An 18,741-nucleotide genomic window follows, 5' to 3' on the forward strand; every position below is an offset into this window, starting at 1 on the left:
CGCCTGGTCTATCCCTCATGTTATAACTGCGTTACCATCCCGAAAGAAGTTCTCGACCGTCTTGGATTGAAGACGGGCGACTCGCTGGAATTGGAGATTGAAAGCGGCGGCATCAAAATAAAGCCGGTCGATGAGGATCTGTCTCGTCAACTTGAGGCGGCGCATTATTTTATGGACAAGTATAAGGTTGCCGTGAAAAAGCTGGCCGAATAATGGCTTTCAAATTCCTGACGAGACCCTTGGTGGAAACTCTGCAGAAAATGCAGATCGAGCGCTTCGGTGGTCTCGCCGGCCTGCGTGACGAAAGCGGCTGGAATCCGCTCTCGGGCGGCCGATGCACAAGGCGCATTGTCGCTGCGACGACGCTATTGAACTCGCCGCCGCCTATCTTTTTTTGCCCTGCCCGCAACCACGCTTTTGTCGATAGCAATAAGCGGATCGCAATCGTCGCCGTAGCCGTTTTCCTTCTCGAAAACGACTACGAGATCGAAACGACCGATGCCAATCTCTAAGCCTTCGTTCTTGCCGTCGCCGCCGGCGAGATCGATGAAGAAGGTGCGACCCGCTTCCTCAGAGATTCAGCGTGCCGCTCAACCCGTAGCCTTCATCTGCTGCTGTTCCAGCTCCCTGCCGAGTCCTTCGAGCACATGCGCCCAGCCTTTCCGGGTCTTTTCCTCGTGTTCGGCCCATTCGGCGCACATTTCGTGGGTCAGCGTCAGACGGCTGCCGCCGCCGAGCGGCTCGATGTCGATTTCGACGCGGTCGCAATTGTGGTCGTGGTCCTCAACGGAAAAGCTGAAGACCATGCGCCGCGGACGCTTCAACTCCAGGAACACCCCCTGGTGAAAGGCGTCGCCGGTCGGGCGGCGGTCGACGATGAAAAAACGGCCGCCGACATGCGGATCGATGTCGGCGCGGATGACGTGACCGTCATCGGTGGCAAACAGGAAGCGGCGGGCGATTTCAGGGTTGAGCCAGGCGTCATAGACGACAGCGGGCGGCGCTCTGTAGGTATGGCTGACATGCAATTTGATGGTGCTGGCGGGCATCGATTTTCCTCCGGTAGGGCACGCGCGCCTTTCCCAGGCGCACAGGCCACAGCCGTTCCATCCGCCCACAGAACTGGCCTTCTCTTCTGTTGGGTAACAGCGGTGAAATAGAGAAGTTCCGGCGCCCGCCAAGAGCCGGGCGCGGAATTTTTATGGCTCAGAGCATTTCCGTTGTGTGCGAATCAAGAAAATGCTGCGTCTCTTCGTTTTCATGCAATTCCAGACAGAAAAGGAATTGCTCTACCCGGCGAATTTGCCGCTACGCGGAAAACCCTTCGGCACCGTGCGGCCGGCGCTGGCCCGGTCGCCCAGCCATTCGGCAAGCTCGTCCCTGTTCTTCGTGAAGGTGCGGCCGGCACTGTCTTCCCAGACGAGGCCGTCCGATATCGCAAAGCAGCGGACGTCGGAAATGCCGCCATCCTTGTAACGCTGCAGGCGAACGCCCTTGCCGCGCGACATTTCCGGCACCTGCGCTAAGGGAAAGACCAGCAGCTTGCGGTTTTCGCCGACGACGGCGACATGGTCGCCGCTGACGGGCACCAGCAGCTGCGTCTCCTCAGGCAGCGCGACATTCATGATCTGCTTGCCCTTGCGCGTATTGGCGACCAGCTCGGCCTCGGCAACGACGAAGCCGTTGCCGGCTGTGGAAACGATCAGCTGCTTGCGCGCAGGGTCGTGTACGAAAGCGGTCAGCACGGCCTGGTCGTTGTCCATGTCGACCATGATGCGCAGCGGCTCGCCGTGGCCGCGACCACCCGGCAGCTTGTCGCCGCCGAGCGTGAAGGCCTTGCCGCCTGTCGTGACGATCAGGATCTTGTCCGTCGTCTGCGCCGGGAAGGCTACCTTCAAGCCGTCGCCCTCCTTGAAAGTCAGCGTCGCCGTGTCGGCGATATGGCCTTTCAGCGCGCGGATCCAGCCCTTTTCGGATATGACGACGGTGATCGGTTCCTTCTCGATCATCGCCTGCTGAATGGCTTCCTCGTCGGCTTCGGGCGCGTCGGCGAACTGAGTGCGGCGGCGGCCGACTTCGGTCGCCTTGGCGAACTTCTTCTTCACCTCGCCGATTTCCCAGGCGACCGTCTGCCACTGCTTGTCGTCGGAGGCAAGCAGTGCTTCGATCTCGCCCTTTTCCTTGGTGAGTTCGTCGAACTCCTTGCGGATCTCGAACTCTTCAAGCTTGCGCAGAGAGCGCAGCCGCATATTGAGGATCGCCTCGACCTGATTGTCGGTGAGATCCCAACGCGCCACCATGACCGGCTTCGGCTCATCCTCCTCGCGGATGATCCTGATCACCTCATCGATGTTGAGATAGGCGATCAGCAGGCCGCCAAGGATTTCGAGACGTTTTTCGATCGCCGCCAGACGGAAGCGCGAGCGGCGCTGCAGCACCTCGCGGCGGTGATCCAGCCACTCTTTCAGCACCTCGTTCAGCGCCATGACCTTGGGGATGCGGCCCATCGACAGAACGTTCATGTTGAGCGGGAAGCGGCTTTCGAGCTCCGTCAGCTTGAACATCGATTCCATCAGGATCGTCGGATCGACGCTCCTGGATTTCGGCACCAGGACGACGCGGATGTCCTCGGCCGATTCGTCGCGAATATCTTCGAGCAGCGGCAGCTTTCGCGCGATCAGCAGTTCGGCGATCTTCTCGATCAGCCGCGATTTTTGCACCTGGAAGGGAATTTCGGTGACGACGATCTGGTAGCCGCCGCGGCCGAGATCCTCGGTTTGCCATTTCGCCCGGACACGGAAACCGCCGCGGCCGGTGCGATAGCTCTCGATGATGCTGTCGCGGCTGTCGATAATGATGCCGCCTGTCGGAAAATCCGGGCCGGGAATGAATTCGACGAGCTTTTCGACGGTGGCATCGGGATGCTTGATCAGATGCAGGGCGGCATCGCAAAGCTCATGGGCATTGTGTGACGGGATCGAGGTCGCCATGCCGACGGCGATGCCGGAGGAGCCGTTGGCAAGCAGGTTCGGGAAGGCGCCGGGAAGGACGACCGGCTCGGAATTCGACTCGTCATAGGTATCGCGGAAGTCGACGGCATCCTGGTCGATGCCCTCGAGCAGCAATTCGGAAACTGCCGTCATCTTCGATTCGGTGTAACGCATGGCGGCGGGGCTGTCGCCGTCGATATTGCCGAAATTGCCCTGGCCATTGACCAGCGTGTAGCGCTGCGAAAAATCCTGGGCGAGACGAGCGAGCGCATCGTAGATCGACTGGTCGCCGTGCGGATGGTAATTACCCATCACTTCACCGACTATCTTGGCGCATTTCCTGAAGGCCGACGTCGGCCTCAGCCCCATCTCGTTCATCGCATAGACAATGCGGCGATGAACGGGCTTCAACCCGTCGCGCACGTCGGGCAAAGCGCGATGCATAATGGTCGACAGCGCATAGGCGAGATAACGCTGCTCGAGCGCCGCCTTGAGGTCGACCGGTTGGATATTGTCGTCGTCTCCGCCGGAAGGCGGCAAAATCTCTTGTCCCATGGGTCTTGACTAGCCCAGAAGCGGCCTGCGGGCAAGGAATCCGGGGTATTGCAGCTGTGGATGAAGTCTTGGCACCGACATCAAAGGATGAGACAAACGTTCGGCCGCAAATTTGGACTTCGTTTGCCGTTCCTTTCAACGGAAATTTAGAAGTCCGCAAATACAAAGCGGGCCCAATCCGTAGTAGCGTAACTGCAGATTTCCAACCGCCACCACGCCACCAGAGGAATCACCCATGAAAATTTACCGGACAACGCGGCTGATGCTGTCGGGCGCAGCCTTTTTCTCGCTCGCCGGCTCGGCCTTCGCTCTCGACGGCGCCGATCTCTTGAAGAAGATCAATGCCGCCTATGAAGCGCAGGGCGGAACGATTTCGGCTGACGGCATCAATATCGACGGCACAACCGTTACATTGAAGAATGTTAAGGTTAAGCCGACCGGCGGCGAAAGTCTGCCCATCGGCGAAGTCACCCTTTCCGGCGTCGAAGAAGACGAGGATGGCGGCTATTACATCGAAGAAGCGGCCTTCCCCGACATCAACAAGACGGGAGACGGCGTAACCGTGATGGCGCAGGAGCTGACACTGGGTGGCATTTCCGTCCCCGCAACGCCGGGCGGCGACACACTCGATGGCATGATGCTTTACGAGACTGCCCATACCGGCCCGCTGAAAGTGGTCAAAGACGGCACGGAAGTCTTCTCGGTGCTTCAAAGCGATATGAATTTGACGCTGCGCGAGGACGAATCCGGCTTCGATTTCGACGGCGCCTTCAAGAGCATGAAGGCCGATCTCACCAAGACTGACGATCCCAAGAGCAAGGATGCGATCGAGAAGCTCGCCCTGCAGCACGTCCAGGGCGACATCACCATGAAGGGCGCCTGGGAGCTCGGCCCCGGCACGATCGACGTATCGGAAATCGGCTTCGACTTCACTAATATCGGCAAGCTCAACCTCGGCTTCAAGATCTCCGGCTATACGATGCCGTTTGTGAAGTCGATGCAGGATGCGATGAAGGAGTCCGAAGCCAATCCGAACAAGGAACAGGCGCAGCAGGCACTCGGCCTTGCCATGCTGGGTCTGATGCAGCAGCTGTCCTTCGAAGGCGCACAGGTGCGCTTCGAAGATGCCTCGATCACCAAGCGCGCGCTCGATTATGCCGGTTCGCAACAGAACATGTCGGGCAAGCAGATGGCGGATTCGCTCAAGGCGATGACGCCGATCATGCTGGCGCAGCTCAACATCCCGGAACTGCAGAACGCCGTTTCGGCTGCGGTCAACACCTTCCTCGACGACCCGAAGAGCCTGACCGTCAAGGCCACCCCTGAAAAGCCGGTGCCGTTCCCGATGATCGTCGGCGCTGCCATGGGCGCTCCGAACACGCTGCCGCAGGTGCTCGGCGTCAAGGTTTCTGCCAACGACTGATCGCTTTGATCTGACGACGAAAGGCCCGGCCGTTCGCACCGCCGGGCCTTTTATCTTTCTGAAGGCGACCCTCTCTCCGGCCTCATCCTGAGGTGCCCTGCAGCGACCTTGAAGGACGAGGTTGGCCACCGAGGTTCATCTTGCAGCGTGGATATTGGCGTAGCGTTCAGCCACCCGCCCCCGTCCTTCAAGGTTCCGGCCGTTGGCCTGCATATCTCAGGATGAAGGCTGATCGAGTTGCCGTGCCCTAAGGAGGCCGATCGGCGGTTTGCAGCCTGTTATATCAGTCCTTCTTGACCGGCGGGATCGGCCGAATCGAGAGCTCGCGCAGCTGCGTCGGGGTTGCCGGGGTCGGCGCGCCCATAAGCAGGTCCTGGGCCTGCTGGTTCATCGGGAACAGCGAGATCTCACGCAGGTTCTTGGCGCCGACCAGCAGCATGACGATGCGGTCGATGCCGAAGGCCGCACCGCCATGCGGCGGGGCGCCATACTGGAAGGCGCGGTAGAGGCCGCCGAAACGGTCTTCGACGTCCTGCTGGCTGAGGCCGACCTTCTCGAAGGCCGCGACCATGGTTTCCGGCGACTGGTTGCGGATCGAGCCCGAGGCGATTTCGAAGCCGTTGCAGACGGCATCGTACTGGAAAGCCTTGATCGTTAGCGGATCCTGGTTCTGCAGCGCGTCGAGGCCACCCTGCGGCATCGAGAACGGGTTGTGGGCGAAATCGACCTTCTTCTCCTCGTCGTTCCATTCGAAGAAGGGGAAATCGACGATCCAGCAGAGTTCGAAGCGATCGCGGTCGACGAGGTTCAGTTCTTCGCCGGCCTTGGTGCGGGCCTCACCGGCAAACTTGTAGAACTTTTCCGGCTCGCCGGCGACGAAGAAGCAGGCGTCACCATCACCGAGGCCGAGCTGGGTGCGGATCGCTTCGGTGCGCTCCTCGCCGATATTCTTGGCGAGAGGACCGGCACCTTCGAGCTTGTCGTTTTCGCTGCGCCAGAAGATATAGCCGAGGCCGGGCTGGCCCTGGCTCTGCGCCCAGGCGTTCATCCGGTCGCAGAAAGCACGTGAGCCGCCGGTCTTTGCCGGGATCGCCCATATCTGAACCTTCGGGTTGGAAGCGATCATGCCGGCGAAGACCTTGAAGCCGGAGCCGGCGAAATGCTCGGTCACCGCTTCCATGACGATCGGGTTGCGCAGATCCGGCTTGTCCGTACCATATTTGCGGATCGCCTCGTCATAGGGGATGCGCGGCCATTCCTTGGTGACCGGCTTGCCTTCGGCGAACTCCTCAAAAATCTGGGTCATCAGCGGACCCATGGTGTTCCAGACGTCTTCCTGGGTCACGAAGCTCATTTCGAGGTCGAGCTGGTAGAATTCGCCGGGCAGGCGGTCGGCGCGCGGATCCTCATCGCGGAAGCACGGCGCGATCTGGAAGTAGCGGTCGAAACCGGCAACCATCAGCAGCTGCTTGTACTGCTGCGGCGCCTGCGGCAACGCATAGAAGGTGCCAGGATGAATGCGCGAGGGCACGAGGAAGTCGCGCGCGCCTTCCGGCGAGGAGGCCGTCAGGATCGGCGTCGTATATTCAGTGAAGCCGACAGCGCCCATTTCGCGGCGCATCGCCGATATGACCTGGGTGCGCTTGACGATGTTCCGGTGCAGCGTTTCGCGGCGAAGATCGAGGAAGCGGTATTTGAGGCGGACGTCTTCAGGATATTCAGGCTCGCCGAAAACCGGCAGCGGCAATTCCTTGGCGGCAGAGAGCACCTCGATCTCCTGCGCGTAGAGCTCGATCTCACCGGTCGCCATCGTCTTGTTGACGGTGTCTTCGGTGCGGGCCTTGACGAGGCCGTCGATGCGGATGACCCATTCCCCACGGACGGTCTCGGCCAGCTTGAAGGCCGGGCTGTCGGGATCGGCGACGACCTGGGTGATGCCATAATGGTCGCGAAGGTCGATGAACAGAACGCCGCCATGGTCGCGAACGCGATGGACCCAGCCGGAGATACGGACGGTCGAGCCGACATCCGTCTTGCGGAGGGCGGCGCATGTGTGGCTGCGATAGCGATGCATGATCTCAATTCCTGGCATGTGGCTTAAGACGGCAGCAAGGGTCCAAAGCCATCAAGCGCCGACAAGAAAATCGGGCGGAAAAGCGCATGGACGCTCCGATTTGTCAAGGCTTGGCGCGTGCCCGCCGCGCGATTGGCGCGCGTTTATGGCGAAGCAGCTGCCCGCATGCTGCGGCAGTTTGGTCGCGCCTGCGGTATTGATGAAGATGTCGGTCAACTTTAAAAGGAGGTGCATTTTCATCGTGGAGCCGCGCATGCCTTTGCTGAACCGCCGCAACCTTCTCAAGGCATCCGCCGTCGCGGGCGCCTACGGCGTCGGCATGGGCATTGCCGGCAAATTCGGGCTTGCTGCGGCCGCACCGGCGCCGCAGCTGCTGACTGCTGTGAAGACCGAGGCCATGCTGACCGGGGCGGTACCGACCCGGGATGTCATGAGCTGGGGCCATGACGGCATGCCGCCGGTTCTGAGGATGACTAAAGGGCGGCCCTACGCGGCACGGCTGAACAACCAGCTGGACGAGCCGACGACGATCCACTGGCATGGGCTGCGGATCGACAACCGCATGGACGGCGTGCCCTTCGTGACGCAACCCTATATCTACACCGGCGACAGTTTCGATTATGCTTTCACGCCACCCGATGCCGGCACCTTCTGGTATCACCCGCACTGCAACACGCTGACGCAGTTGGGACACGGCATGACCGGCATGCTCGTGGTCGAGGACCCGGCCGATCCCGATTTCGATGCCGAGGTGCTGCTGAACCTGCGCGACTGGCGGCTTGGCGGCGACGGACAGTTCATCGCCCCCTTCCGGCCGCGCGACGCCGCCAAGAGCGGCACCTACGGCACGGTGCGCACCGCCAACTGGCATCAGGAGCCGCAATATGATGCGCCGGCCGGGGGACTGGTGCGGCTGCGCATCGCCATCACCGACGTGACGCGCATTTTCTCGCTGAAAATGGCGGGCGCCGATGCGACCGTCATCGCCATCGACGGTAATCCGGTGCCGAAACGCTTTCCCCTCGAGCTCCTGCAGACCGGGCCCGGACAGCGGCTCGACCTTGCCGTGCGCATGCCGGACGGCGAAGGCGCCGTCGCGACGCTTGAGGACATCCGCGGCACGACGCCGAAGACGATCGCCAGTCTCCGCGCCGTCGGACAATCGCTCAAACGCAATGTCGGCGATCTCGGCCCGCTTGTCGAAAACCCTGTCCCGAAGGCCGATCTTTCCGCTGCCGAAGAGATCCCACTGGTGCTGAGCGCCACTGCGGAAAATGCCTCTGTCGAGAGTATCTGCGGCACGCTCGGCTACAGTTTCTGGGCAATCAACAAGGTGCCTTGGGCCGGCGACACCCCCGACCCGACGGCGCCGCTAGCGGAACTGAAGCTCGGCAAGAGCTATGTCTTCAATCTGGAGAACACCACGCCGCACGCCCATCCGATCCATCTGCACGGAATGAGCTTCACGGTAATCTCTTCCTCGACGCGGGAGGTGATGCCGCTCGTCTCCGACACCTACCTCGTCCAGCCGGACGAGAAGGTGCAACTGGCCCTCGTCGCCGACAATCCCGGCGACTGGGTGCTGCATTGCCACATCATCGAACATCAGAAGACCGGCATGACCAGCTATGTCAGAGTGAGCTGAAGCATTTGCTTGCCTCAGTTTGGACGTGATTCTTCGCCAGCAATGCGCGAAGCTTATGCTGTTGTATTGACATATCGAAGCGAAAGGAGAAGGAAGGTTCAACCGACCTTTTCCTTGCGAATGAATTGATATGATCGAAACCACCGCCGATTTGGCGGCCGCCTGCAAAGAGCTGGCCAAGTCCGACTTCATTACCATCGACACCGAATTCCTGCGTGAGACGACCTTCTGGCCGGAACTCTGCCTGATCCAGATGGCAAGCCCGACACTGGAGGTTCTCGTCGATCCGCTGGCCAAGGGCATCGACCTCGCCCCCTTCTTCGAGCTGATGGCCGATACGAAGGTGCTGAAGGTCTTTCATGCGGCACGCCAGGACATCGAAATCATCTTCAATCGCGGCAATCTCATTCCACATCCGATCTTCGACACTCAGGTCGCCGCCATGGTCTGCGGCTTCGGCGACAGCGTCTCCTACGATCAGCTGGTCAGCCGCATCAAGAACGTCCACATCGACAAGTCGTCGCGCTTCACCGACTGGAGCCGCCGGCCGCTTTCCGAAAAGCAGCTGGAATATGCGCTGGCCGACGTCACCCACCTGCGCGACGTCTATCTGTCGCTGAGTTCACAGCTCGACCGCGAAGGCCGCACGTCGTGGCTCCGCGAGGAAATGGACATTCTCGAGGCCCGCGAAACCTACGACATGCATCCTGATGACGCCTGGCAGCGGCTGAAGATGCGACTGCGCAAGCCGCAGGAGCTGGCGATCCTGAAATATGTCGCCGCCTGGCGCGAGCGCGAGGCGCGGGCGCGTAACGTGCCACGTTCGCGCGTATTGAAGGACGACGCGATCTATGAGATCGCCCAGCAGCAGCCCAAGGATGCCGAAGCGCTCGGCCGATTGCGCACCATTCCGAAGGGCTGGGAGCGCTCCGCCTCCGGCACGGCCGTCGTCGAAGCCGTCAATGCGGCACTCGCTCTTCCGAAGGCAGATATGCCGCATGTGCCGCGGCAGACGCAGGCGCCGGAGGGCGCAGCTGCCGCAGTCGAGCTGTTGAAGGTGCTGTTGAAGCTGATCTCGGAAAAACACGGCGTCGCGCCGAAGGTGATCGCCAACAGCGAGGATCTCGACAAGATCGCCGCCGATGGCGAGAAGGCTGACGTCGCTGCTCTGCACGGCTGGCGGCGCGATCTTTTCGGCGAGCCGGCGCTGCAGCTGATCCAGGGCCAGATCGGACTGCGATTCGCGGGCCGGAAGGTTGAAACCGTCGCGCTCTGACACCAAATCGAATTCGCTTGACGCTGTTTTCCCAGCTGAAACAATGGCCGGGTGAAACTGCGAAGCGAAGGGGCGGCATGCGGGAAATATCTCCGACGCAGAACTGGATCCTGATCGTCCTCGTCCTCGCGGTGAGCGGCGTCGTCTATGATTCGATGTTCTACTCCGATCAGACGCCGGTCATCGGGGCGATCTTCGCGCTGTTCATCGGCATTCCGATCATCGCCTTCGAGCGCAAGGTGCTGTTCCGCGGGCTCTACCGGCGCGTCCAGAAGCTGCCGACCTTCGCCTTCATCATCACCGAACTGGTGATCTACGAAATCCTGATGAGCATCGGTTTCGCCTTCGCCGGCCTGTTGCTTCGCTCGCTCGGCGTGCTGAAGCCGTCGTCGCTCCTCGATCTCGTCATCATGCCGTTCGACGTCTTCCTCTATGCGCTTGCCGTCTGCTCGGCGCTGATCTTCATCCTGCGCGTGCGGGAGCTGCTCGGTCGCGAAGTATTCATCAGCATGCTCATCAGCCGCTATCGCAATCCGGTCAAGGAAGAGCGTGTCTTTCTGTTCATCGATCTCGTCGATTCGACAGCTTTTGCCGAAAAGCACGGCGACCTCCGTGCGCAGCAACTGCTGAGCTCGCTGTTTGCGACCTTCGCCGAGCCGGTCCGGCGCCACAAGGGCATGATCAACGACTATGTCGGCGATGCGGCGATCATTACCTGGCCGCTTGCCCGCGGCGTCAAGGATGCGCGCTGCGTGCGCTGCATCTTCGATATCATTGCCGATATCGAAGCCAATGCCGCCGGCTGGCGGAAAAATTACGGACAGGTGCCGAAGCTTCGCGCCGCTCTTCATGGCGGCGAGATCATCACCGCAGAAGTCGGCGTCGATCACCACAAGATCAGCTATTTCGGCGATACGGTTAATACGACCGCCCGGCTGGAGACGCTCTGCCGCAGCCTGAACCGGCAGGTGCTGATCTCCGCGGAGCTTGCGCGGCGCATGACCTTTCCCGACGACATCTCCTGCGACGATCTCGGCATCCATGCCGTCAAGGGACGCGGCCAGGCGCTCGGCGTCATGGCGCTTTCCTCGCGGGCGGTGACCGTGCTCAACACACCCGCGGTCGTTTTGCACGGCTGAGCAACGCTCTTATCACCAGTCACCAAAGCTTCACCCAACCGTCAATTTCGCTGACACGGAAGCCCCGCTAAGCGGAAGCCATTCGCATCCGTTCCATGGGGATATTATGAAGAACGTCCTTTTTGCTTCCGTATCGCTTTTCATTCTAATTGCCGGTCCCGTTTCGGCCGATCAGCAACAATTCCCGTCCAAGCTCGCCGGCCAAGCGATCCTGCCTGGCAACACCATGGTTGCGGCTCCGGCCGACGCCCCCAATTTCCTCAAGCATTCCGGCAAGTTCACGACGCCGGACCGCAGGCGCACCGAAGCGCTCGGCACCGTTCTCGGCAAGGACGGCGCACGTGTGACCGACCTGAAGCTTCCGTTCGACGGCCAGCCGATCCAGGGTTTCTCGGGCATCAAGACCATGGCCGACGGAACCTTCTGGACACTCTCCGACAACGGCTTCGGCTCCAAGGCCAATTCTTCCGACTCCATGCTGTTCCTGCATGAGATGAAGTTCGACTGGGCCGCCAACAAGGCTGAAGTCGTCAAGAACCTCTTCCTCTCCGATCCGAACAAGATCGCTCCGTTCCCGATCGTGCTCGAAGGCACCGACACGCGCTACCTCACCGGCGCCGACTTCGACATCGAATCGATCCAGCCGGTTGCCGATGGTTTCTGGCTCGGCGACGAGTTCGGCCCCTACATCCTGAAATTTGACACGGGGGGCCGCCTGACCGATGTCATTGCGACCACGCTCGACGGCAAGCCGGTGCTGTCGCCCGACAATCCGCTGATTCAGCTGCCGGGCAATCCGGCCGCGAAGATGCCGGTCTTCAATCTGAAGCGCTCCGGCGGCTTCGAAGGCCTTGCCATGTCGAAGGACGGCGCCAAGCTCTACGGCCTGCTCGAAGGCGCCATTTACAAGGATGACGGCACGATGGAAACGGCCGACGGCCACACCGCCATCCGCATCATCGAATTCGACGTCGCCGCCAAGAAGTGGACCGGCCGCAGCTGGCTCTATCCGTTCGAGGACAAGGGCGTGTCGATCGGCGACTTCAACATGCTCGACGATACGACCGCCCTCGTCATCGAGCGCGACAGCGGTGCCGGCACCAAGGACAAGGCCTGCGCCGACCCCAAGCAGCCGAAGCCGGATTGCTTCGAGGCGCCGGCCGAACTGAAGCGCGTCTACAAGATCGAATTCAACGATGCCAATGCCGGCAAGGCCGTCCGCAAGATCGCCTATATCGACCTCTTGAACATCCAGGACCCCGATAACAAGAAGAAGGCCGGAGCCAAGGAGGGCGTCTACGATATGCCGTTCGTGACGATCGAGAACGTCGACCGCGTCGACGCCACGCACATCATCATCGGCAACGACAACAACCTGCCCTTCTCGGCCGGGCGCGCCCTGGACAAGGCCGACAATAACGAGTTCAGCCTGCTTGAGGTCGGGGAGTTTTTGAACGCGAAGTAAGTTGGAGTTTGATGTGAGATAGAGAGGGCGGTGCGTGAGCGCCGCCTTTTGTTTTGGACAACCTACGTGAGGAAGTAAGCAGCCGCCTTGTTCGTCCCCCGGGCTTCTGAGGGGTGAAAGAGGAATTCGGCGCTGCCACATTCCCCTTCTCCCCAGCGGGGAGAAGATGCCGGCAGGCAGATGAGGGGGGAGCGGCAAAGCCGCGAATGCGCTGAGTGAAACGAAGGCAATAATGCACGGTGTGCCAGGTGGCCCCCTCATCCGACCCTTCGGGCCACCTTCTCCCCGCTGGGGAGAAGAGCGAGTATGACTGCCCTACTCGAACCGAAACGCCAGCCTCTTGTTCGTCAGCCGCGACAGCTGCTGCAGGCGGCCGTCCAGCCGTTCGCCGGCGAAATCGCGATATTCGGAGGGGACGACGAATTCGAGGTCGAAGTCCGGGTTCGATGATCTGCGGAAGGTCAGGTTCTTGACGATGCCGGGCATCGAGGCCGAGAAGAGGTAGACGACCCGGAGCATGCCGCCGAGCAGCTTGGCGCGATCGATAAAGGGTGGCGTGGCGATCTGCGCCAGCGGGCCGGTGGCGCCGTCGTCGTGCAGACCCTCGAACCGGTAATAATTGGTCAGCGCGATGAAGGCGCGGCCGGGATGGCTGATGCCGACGAAGGAAGAGTGGGCGATGACGTTCAGCGCCTGCAATCCGCGATAGTCGGGGTGGGCGCGCCAGCTGATATCGGCGAGCAGACAGGCGGCCTGGCGATAGCGGCTTTCCTCTTCGGTTTCCTGGACGTCGAAGAAGGGCATCATCCGGCCGGTCCATTCCGCCAGTTCGCGGGCATGCTCGGGCGAACGGGCACGCAGGATCGCCAATTCACCGGCGGCGGCCAGCAGCGGATCGAGGCGTCGCTCACCCTCAGACAGCAGCGAGTAGAGATACCCCTCGCGCACGCCCTGCGCCGAGAAGGAAATCATCGACGGCCTCATCGCGCTCAGCACTTCCTTCATGGCGACGGCGCCGAAGGGCAGCAGCGACCGGCGGTGCTTGGACACGGCTTGCAGCGCCGGCTCTCTGGAATCGCGTGCGGTCACCACCTGTTCGAGGAACAGCATCATCGCCTCGAGCGAGACCTCATACCCCTGCATCATGTGCAGCGGATAATGGGTGATTTCCATGTGCAGCTTGGCGATGTTTCGCCAGGTGCCGCCGACGGCGTAGAAGGTGCGCCCCTCGCCTTTCGACAAGAGCTTTGCCGTCTTCACCTGCTTGCGGGCGAAGGCTCTAGCCTTGGAAAGCGAACCGCCGGCATATTCCGACAGGCGCAGGCCGCCGAGTGGCAGTGTGATGCCCTTGCCGACTTCCTTGCCCTTGATGTCGATCAGCTCCAGCGAGCCGCCGCCGAGGTCGCCGGCGATACCGTCGGGATCGTAGAAGCCGCTGATGATGCCGAGCGAGGCGAATTTCGCCTCTTCCTCGCCCGACAGCACGCGAACCTTGCGGCCGAGGATGGTTTCCGCCTGATGGATGAAATCGGGACCGTTGCTCGCCTCGCGCGCCGCGGCCGTCGCCAGCACATACATGGTGGCGGCGCGCGCCTGATCGGACAGGGCCTTGAAACGGTGCAGCGCCGCCAGAGCCCTGATGACGCTCTCTTCATCCATCTTGCCGGTGACGGCTATGCCCTTGCCGAGGCCGCAGAGGACCTTTTCGTTGAAAAGGATGGTCGGCGAGCGGGACAGGCCCTCGTAGACGACGAGACGGATGGAATTCGATCCGATGTCGACAACGGAGACCGGAGCGATCCCCGGAAGGCGCCCCTGGGCTTCAGATTCAACCATTTAGGTCCAGTATTACTTGTTGTTGCGGCCTTCGAGCAGGCCGGCGATGAGCTTCGGCGCGCTGGACTTCAAAGCTTCACCACGGCCCGAAAGGCTCGGATTGGTCATGAAATACTGCTGCGCATTGAACGGTTCCTCGCCCCTGCGCACTTCCATGCGGCGCGACGTACCGTCGGGCAATATCTCGTAGCTTTGTTGATTGTCAATCACGTTGCCGAGCATAATCTGTGACAAGACTTGCTCGTGAACGGTTGGATTCGTCAGCGGGACCATCGTTTCGACGCGGCGGTCGAGATTTCTCGGCATCATGTCGGCCGAACCGATGTAGACCAGCGCCTTGTCGGACGGCAGGCCGTGGCCATTGCCGAAGCAGAAGATGCGGCTGTGCTCGAGGAAGCGGCCGACGATCGACTTGACGCGGATCTTCTCCGAGAGACCGGGCACCTGCGGACGCAGGCAGCAGATGCCGCGCACGACGAGATCGATCTCCACGCCGGCGTGGCTGGCGCGATAGAGCGCGTCGATGATATCGGGATCGACAAGCGAATTCATCTTCATCCAGATCGCCGCCGGCGCGCCGTTGCGGGCATGCAGGATCTCTTCCTCGATGTGGCGCAGGATGCGCGGGCGCATCGTGTAGGGCGAAATCGCCAGCTGCATACCCTGTTCCGGCTCGCCATAGCCGGTGATGAAGTTGAAGATGTTCGCCATGTCGTGGGCGATAACGGGATTGCAGGTGAAATAGGAGAGATCAGTATAGATCTTGGCGGTGATCGGGTGGTAGTTGCCGGTCCCGAGGTGGCAATAGGTCCTGAGCTTGCCCTCCTCACGGCGGACGACCATCGACATCTTGGCGTGGGTCTTGAGTTCGATGAAGCCGAAGACGACCTGCACACCGGCGCGTTCGAGGTCTCGCGCCCAGCGGATGTTCGCCTCTTCGTCGAAGCGCGCCTTGAGCTCGACCAGCGCCGTCACCGATTTGCCGGCTTCGGCGGCGTCGATCAGCGCACGCACGATCGGGCTGTCGTTTGAGGTACGGTACAGCGTCTGCTTTATCGCCAGGACGTCAGGATCGCGCGCAGCCTGGAGAAGAAACTGGACGACCACGTCGAAAGACTCATAAGGGTGATGGACGACCATGTCCTTCTCGCGGATGGCGGCGAAGCAGTCGCCGGCATGTTCGCGGACGCGCTCGGGAAATCGCGCATTGTAGGGCTGAAACCTGAGATCGTCGCGCGGCGCCTTGGTGATCTCCGACAGAGTGTTCAGCGCCAGGAGTCCCGGCAGAACGGCGACGCGATTGTCGGGGATGCTGAGTGCGTGCACGACGAACTGGCGCAGCGAGGCCGGCATTTCAGAATCGGTCTCGATGCGGATGACCTTGCCGCGGCGCCGCCGCTTCAGCGCCGTTTCGAAGAAGCGGACAAGATCCTCGGCCTCTTCCTCGACTTCGATATCGCTGTCGCGGATGACGCGGAAAGTACCCGAGCCCTGCACCTCGTAGCCCGGATAGAGCCGGTGGATGAAGATGTTGGCGACATCTTCGAGCGTGATGTAGCGGATCGTATTCGCATCATCCGGCAGGCGGACGAAGCGGTCGAGCGCCGGCGGCAGGCGCAGGAGCGCCGTCATCGGCTCGCGGCCGTTCTTGCTGACGAGCTGCAGGCCGATCGAGAAGCCGAGATTGGGAATGAACGGGAACGGATGGGCCGGGTCGATCGACAGCGGCGTCAAGACCGGGAAAATCGCCTGTTCGAATTCGGCGGCCAGCCACTGGCGGTCGGCATCGCTGAGCGCACCGGGGCGCACGATCAGGATGTCTTCCTTGGCGAGGTATTGCTGCAGCACGGCGAGCGAGGCCTGCTGCTCCATCTGTAGGTGGTCGATCTCCTGCAGGATCGAGTCGAGCTGCTCGGCCGGCGTCTTGCCGTCAGGGCTGCGGATGGCGATATTCTGGCGCACCTGGCCTTCGAGACCGGCGACGCGCACCATGAAGAACTCGTCGAGGTTGGCGGCCGAGATCGACAGAAAACGGACGCGCTCGAGCAGCGGGTGCTCGGTATTCAGCGTCTCTTCCAGCACGCGGCGATTGAATTGCAGCCAGGAGAATTCGCGGTTGATGAAGCGCTCCGGGCTGGTTAGCAGCTCTTCCAGCGGTGGGGTGTTGTCGTTGGTTTCCGGAGTGAGTTCCTGATGTTCTGCGACTGCGCTATCCATGGTCCACTACCCCGTTTTCAATCGCGACGGCAATTATATCAGTTTCACGACGGAACTGTGACAGTCAATCGGCCGGTTCCGAATTTCCCAATTCATTCAATACTTCGGCAGCAAGAGACCGGGTGATCTTCGTGCCCCGGGACAGGGCCAGCCGGTCGAGCCTTTCCACGATCGTCTGGGCCGCGTTCAGCGATCGCTCCATACGGTTAACGATATAGAGCACGAGTTTGTCATCTATATAAAGCTGCCGGTCGGCGAAGAGCTTGACGATAACCTGCGACAGCAGCGCTTCGTCGGGTTCGCCGATCTCGACGATCGTCGCAGCCTTCAGGCGCGAACGCAGATCGGGCAGAGAGACCGGCCAGGAGATCGGCCAGAGGCGGCTGGTCATCAACAGGCTGGTGCCATGTTCGCGAACGCTGTTGATGACGTGGAAGAGCGCATTGTCGTCAAAGCCGAGGCGGTCGGCATCCTCGAACAGCACCGGGCCGGCGGCGGCGGCGACGGCGGCGTCCGAGCCAAGCTCGGGATGAATGCTGACGGCGCCGCTTAGTTCCCGCCAGATGCGGGCGAGATGCGATTTCCCCGAACCGACCGGACCGGCAAGCACGACGACCGGCGATGGCCATCCCGGCCAGGCATCGACGATCGACACGGCGGCGGCAAGACGTTCCGAGATCAGGAGATCGTCGCGGCCGCTGGCGGAATCGTGCGAAAAGACCAGCGGCAGCTGCTCTCCGGCCTTGCGCTTCGGATCAGCGTTCTTCACGTCATTCATTGGGAACTGATTTCGTCTTCTGAGCGCGGCCACTCGGCGACCCGCCAAAATAAAGATCGCTCTGAAGGTAGCGCGAAAGCGCGAAACGAACAAGGACGCCGACGGCGGCGGCTGCCGGCACCGCGACCAGAAGCCCGACGAAGCCGAAGAGCGCGCCGAAGGCAAACAGCGCAAACATAAGCCAGACCGGATGCAGGCCGACGCTGGAGCCGACGAGCTTCGGCTGCAGAATGTTGCCTTCCAGGAATTGGCCGCTGAAGAAGACGACGAGCACCAGCCCGATCCAGGGATAATCCGGCCAGAACTGCACGATCGCCACCCCGACGGAAAGAACGAGGCCGACCAGCGAGCCGACATAGGGGATGAAACTGATCATGCCGGCAAAGAGGCCGATCAGCAGGCCGAAATTCAAGCCGACGAGCGAGAGGCCGGCGGCATAATAGATGCCGAGGATGAGGCAGAGCGAACCCTGGCCGCGAATGAAGCCGGCGATCGCCTGATCGATCTCCTTGGCGATCTGGCGGACATCGGCGACGTAATCGCGCGGAATCCACTGATCGACCTTGGCGATCATGCGGTCCCAATCGAGCAGAATATAGAAGGCGACGACCGGGGTGACGACGAGCAGCGATATGACGTCGACGATCGCCTTGCCGGAATTCCAGATCTGCGCGAAGAGCCCGGTCAGGAAGCCCATGCCCTCGGAGAGGATGCCGGAGAAATTATCCTTGATCGTGCCGGCCTGACTCCGGACCCATTCCGGCAGCAGCGAGTTTTTGGAGGTGTCAATGAACTGCTGCAACTGGCTGATATAGCCCGGCAGCCGCTCGGCGAAATCGTTGAACTGGCTGACGAGCACCGGAATAAGGATCATCAGCGCCAGCGTGAAGGTGATCACGAAGGCGATCAGGATGACGATAGTCGCCATCATGCGGCTCAGGCCAAGTCGCTGCAGCCTGTCTGCCACCGGATCGAGGAAATAGGCGATCGCCATACCGGCGATGAAAGGCAGAAGGATCGAGCTGAAGACATAAAGAAAGGCGATGAAGAAGACGAGCACGGCCAGCCAGAAGAATATCTGGCGCTTGAGACTGTTGCCGCTGACATGCTGTGGCATCGCTTCCCCGCTGATCGCTCGCCGCCGCTAAACGCCGCGTCTTCCCGGACGCGGTCATTCAGCACATAGGATGCAGGCGTAAAGATGGTCAACCCTGTCGCGGTAATTCCGGAAAATGCCGGCTGAAGACGCGGGAAATTGGGGGCTTTTCCCATGCAGCGCTTGCATAAACGGCCCTGTCATGCAATTGCGACCGGCAGATGACGCGGCGTGTCGGCCGCCTGAA

The 18,741-nt window shown here is 61.2% G+C and carries 13 protein-coding genes and 1 pseudogene; 7 read left to right on the forward strand and 7 right to left on the reverse strand.

Translation table 11 applies throughout. The features are described 5' to 3' along the window. Positions 1-3 precede the first annotated feature (3 nt). Together PYR71_RS21675 and PYR71_RS21680 are read left to right on the forward strand one after the other, a co-directional pair. Complete coding sequence (locus PYR71_RS21675) at positions 4-213, forward strand: AbrB/MazE/SpoVT family DNA-binding domain-containing protein (protein ID WP_275620852.1); 210 nt, start codon at positions 4-6, stop codon at positions 211-213. After that, positions 213-601, forward strand: a pseudogene (locus PYR71_RS21680) (type II toxin-antitoxin system death-on-curing family toxin). Before PYR71_RS21675 ends, PYR71_RS21680 begins: the two are co-directional and overlap by 1 nt. On the opposite strand, the gene PYR71_RS21685 reads toward PYR71_RS21680, so the two are convergent. Both PYR71_RS21685 and parC read right to left on the reverse strand, forming a co-directional pair. After that, complete coding sequence (locus tag PYR71_RS21685) at positions 591-1,049, reverse strand: SRPBCC family protein (protein ID WP_275620853.1); 459 nt, start codon at positions 1,047-1,049, stop codon at positions 591-593. The pseudogene PYR71_RS21680 and the gene PYR71_RS21685 sit on opposite strands and share 11 nt — an antisense overlap. Before the next feature lie 240 nt (positions 1,050-1,289). Then, positions 1,290-3,545 (reverse strand): DNA topoisomerase IV subunit A, encoded by a 2,256-nt coding sequence (parC, locus tag PYR71_RS21690; protein WP_183914976.1) that lies wholly within the window; start codon positions 3,543-3,545, stop codon positions 1,290-1,292. 235 nt (positions 3,546-3,780) lie between these two features. Between parC and PYR71_RS21695 the strand changes: the two genes are divergently transcribed. Beyond that, on the forward strand, positions 3,781-4,968 hold the full coding sequence (locus tag PYR71_RS21695; protein ID WP_275620775.1) for a hypothetical protein: 1,188 nt from the start codon (positions 3,781-3,783) through the stop codon (positions 4,966-4,968). Positions 4,969-5,251: 283 nt separating this feature from the next. Here PYR71_RS21695 and aspS read toward each other — a convergent pair whose 3' ends face one another. Continuing rightward, positions 5,252-7,042, reverse strand: a complete 1,791-nt coding sequence (gene aspS / locus PYR71_RS21700; RefSeq protein WP_097606415.1) for an aspartate--tRNA ligase — start codon at positions 7,040-7,042, stop codon at positions 5,252-5,254. A 253-nt stretch (positions 7,043-7,295) separates the two neighbouring features. On the opposite strand from aspS, the gene PYR71_RS21705 reads away from it, so the two are divergent. The 4 genes from PYR71_RS21705 to PYR71_RS21720 all read left to right on the forward strand — a co-directional run bounded on the left by PYR71_RS21705 (position 7,296) and on the right by PYR71_RS21720 (position 12,567). Then, a complete protein-coding gene (locus tag PYR71_RS21705) occupies positions 7,296-8,687 on the forward strand; it encodes a multicopper oxidase family protein (RefSeq protein WP_275620776.1) in 1,392 nt (463 codons plus the stop codon). A gap of 130 nt (positions 8,688-8,817) precedes the next feature. Continuing rightward, positions 8,818-9,963, forward strand: a complete 1,146-nt coding sequence (gene rnd, locus PYR71_RS21710) for a ribonuclease D (protein ID WP_183914984.1) — start codon at positions 8,818-8,820, stop codon at positions 9,961-9,963. A 77-nt stretch (positions 9,964-10,040) separates the two neighbouring features. After that, positions 10,041-11,102 carry an adenylate/guanylate cyclase domain-containing protein gene (locus tag PYR71_RS21715; RefSeq protein ID WP_275620777.1) on the forward strand — a complete coding sequence of 354 codons (1,062 nt, stop codon included), beginning with the start codon at positions 10,041-10,043 and terminating at the stop codon, positions 11,100-11,102. A gap of 106 nt (positions 11,103-11,208) precedes the next feature. After that, positions 11,209-12,567: an esterase-like activity of phytase family protein gene (locus tag PYR71_RS21720; RefSeq protein WP_275620778.1), complete on the forward strand. Its 1,359-nt coding sequence runs from the start codon at positions 11,209-11,211 to the stop codon at positions 12,565-12,567. Between the two features lie 315 nt (positions 12,568-12,882). Here the strand turns inward: PYR71_RS21720 and ppx are convergent, their stop codons facing one another. The 4 genes from ppx to PYR71_RS21740 all read right to left on the reverse strand — a co-directional run bounded on the left by ppx (position 12,883) and on the right by PYR71_RS21740 (position 18,515). Continuing rightward, positions 12,883-14,403: an exopolyphosphatase gene (gene ppx, locus PYR71_RS21725; RefSeq protein WP_275620779.1), complete on the reverse strand. Its 1,521-nt coding sequence runs from the start codon at positions 14,401-14,403 to the stop codon at positions 12,883-12,885. Positions 14,404-14,415: 12 nt separating this feature from the next. Beyond that, positions 14,416-16,620: an RNA degradosome polyphosphate kinase gene (locus PYR71_RS21730; RefSeq protein WP_275620780.1), complete on the reverse strand. Its 2,205-nt coding sequence runs from the start codon at positions 16,618-16,620 to the stop codon at positions 14,416-14,418. A 64-nt stretch (positions 16,621-16,684) separates the two neighbouring features. Next, positions 16,685-17,398, reverse strand: a complete 714-nt coding sequence (gene hdaA / locus PYR71_RS21735) for a DnaA regulatory inactivator HdaA (protein WP_275620781.1) — start codon at positions 17,396-17,398, stop codon at positions 16,685-16,687. Beyond that, positions 17,391-18,515, reverse strand: a complete 1,125-nt coding sequence (locus PYR71_RS21740; protein WP_183915014.1) for an AI-2E family transporter — start codon at positions 18,513-18,515, stop codon at positions 17,391-17,393. The genes hdaA and PYR71_RS21740 overlap by 8 nt, the downstream gene beginning before the upstream one ends. Positions 18,516-18,741: the final 226 nt, after the last annotated feature.

The organism is Rhizobium mulingense (assembly GCF_029194105.1).
GTDB lineage: Bacteria > Pseudomonadota > Alphaproteobacteria > Rhizobiales > Rhizobiaceae > Rhizobium > Rhizobium mulingense.